Source organism: Neisseria sp. P0021.S005 (assembly GCF_051956955.1).
Window position 1 is genome coordinate 1 of the sequence record NZ_JBQCWY010000729.1, and the last position, 1,487, is coordinate 1,487.

The 1,487-nt window shown below is 49.2% G+C and carries 1 protein-coding gene; it reads right to left on the reverse strand.

The window, feature by feature from the left end; genetic code table 11:
- Positions 1–36 precede the first annotated feature (36 nt).
- A complete protein-coding gene (locus ACTHUE_RS18750) occupies positions 37–1,395 on the reverse strand; it encodes a deoxyguanosinetriphosphate triphosphohydrolase (protein WP_440424158.1) in 1,359 nt (452 codons plus the stop codon).
- Positions 1,396–1,487 lie beyond the last annotated feature (92 nt).

The following is a 1,487-nucleotide window of genomic DNA, read 5'->3' on the forward strand; positions in this document are numbered from 1 at the left end:
TTTTTAATTAACTAATTGAAATTAAACAGTATAAAATTAACGCAAAATCCCTACTCCTGACAAATCCTGCGCCATTTTGGCGGCGGAGTTATCGGTCATACCGCCGACAAAATCCAAGATTTTCATATAGGCCTGATACAGACTGTCTTCAGGAAGAATCGGATTGTGCTTTTTCAATAATTCCAACGCCAAAGACTGACGCGTTGCCAACTGTTTTTCAGCAATCAGGGCATAAGCGGCAGGGACGAGCAAATCCAAGATGGAGCCTAAGCATGGGAATGTTGCAATTTCGGTCAAGAGCTTGGTGTGATGGCGGAAAATCCGTGTTTGCGCCAATTCTTTCGCTTTTGCCAAAGTGTTTTGCACTTGCGGGCTACACAGAGCAAGCAAGTCTTTGCCTTTGAATGTTCCGTCCAACAAGTCGGACTGATGCAGCATAAAGGTTTGCGCGACATCATCAATCGCCTTGCCAATCGCAATACCGCGCAACATGGCACAACGCTGACGGCTGGAGCTGGCATGCCATGCGCTTTCGGCAAAGGTCAGCTCGGACAAGATACTCTCCACTTCCGTATCCATGAGTAAATCCAATTCGACGGCATCTTCCAAGTCCAGCAAGGCATAGCAAATATCGTCGGCAGCCTCCATCAAATAAGACAAAGGATGACGCGCCCAGCTGTCTATTCCTGCGGAAACCAGTCCCAATTCATCAGCAACTTGACGGATAAACGGCAACTCTGTTTGATAAATATTGAATTTCTTTCTGCCGTTTGGATGTTGCGTTGTCCACGGATACTTCAGCAATGCGCCGATGGCTGCCGCAGTCAGGCGCATTCCGCCTGCTTCCGGATACATTTCAAGGCTGGCAACGATACGCAGGCTATGCGCATTGCCTTCATAGGTTTGAATATCGTTGCGTTCCGCTTCGTTTAATGTGTTCAGATAAATTTGATGCTCAGGCCGTCTGAACCAATCGCGTAAAGCATCTTCACCGGTATGGCCAAACGGCGGATTGCCCAAATCATGTGCCAAACAGGCAACCTGCACCACGGCACCAATATCGCTGGGCGTATTGCCCTGCGGCAGAAAACCGCCGTTGTGCAACATCACGCCCACGCGGTTGCCCAAGCTCCTGCCCACGCTGGCAACTTCAACGCTGTGCGTCAGACGGTTGTGCGTCAAGTCATGTTGCGCCAGCGGATGCACTTGCGTTTTACGGCCAAGACGGCGGAAGGCTCCGGAGAAAACAACCCGGTCGTAGTCAATGTGAAAATCCGTACGCAAAGCATCGGCACCTTCCTGCGTCGAAGGGGTAACGGTCGGCACGATTTCGCCGTTTTTAGTACGGAAACGTTGAGTAGATAATAAGTTTTGCCAATTCATTCGGATGGTCATAAAGGTTCCTCAAGCAAAGTAAAGGCCGTCTGAAACATATTCAGACGGCCTTATGCTTATTTACCGCGCATCAATTCAAAGAAATCGTCGTT